General features: G+C 38.7%; 1 protein-coding gene. It reads left to right on the top strand.

The features are described from left to right. Nucleotides 1-135: 135 nt before the first annotated feature. Nucleotides 136-444, top strand: a 309-nt coding sequence (locus tag I6F09_RS37270) for a hypothetical protein (RefSeq protein WP_249784729.1), incomplete at its 3' end; no start/stop codon positions are given.

Genomic DNA, 444 nt, shown 5'->3' on the forward strand with positions numbered 1-444 from the left:
ATTTGGGGTAGAATGATGGCGGCATCGCTTGTTACGGCGCTTCCAGTCGTTATTATGTACGCAATTTCAGAACGATTTATCAAAGGAAACTTAACTGATGGTGGAGTTAAAGGATAAGAAAGGAAGTAATTTAACATGAAAAAATTAGTAGCAACAGCGCCTCGTGTGGCGGCATTAGTAGAATATAATGATCGTGAAGTTTTAGAAGATGAAGTAAAAATTAAAGTACAATTTGCTTCTCCAAAACATGGTACAGAAGTAGTTGATTTTAGAGGAATTAGTCCTTTTATTGATGAAGAATTTTCACCAGAATGGAATCTATTTGTTTCACGTGAAACAAATAGTGCACGAGGCATTGTGTTTGGCGAGTTTCAGCTAGGTAACATGGTCGTTGGTGAAGTAGTTGAACGCGGGAGCAAAGTGACGGAATATGCGCTTGGAGAC

The sequence above is a fragment of the Bradyrhizobium sp. IC3195 genome, from assembly GCF_020193585.1.
In the GTDB taxonomy this organism is placed as follows: Bacteria; Pseudomonadota; Alphaproteobacteria; order Rhizobiales; family Xanthobacteraceae; genus Bradyrhizobium; species Bradyrhizobium yuanmingense.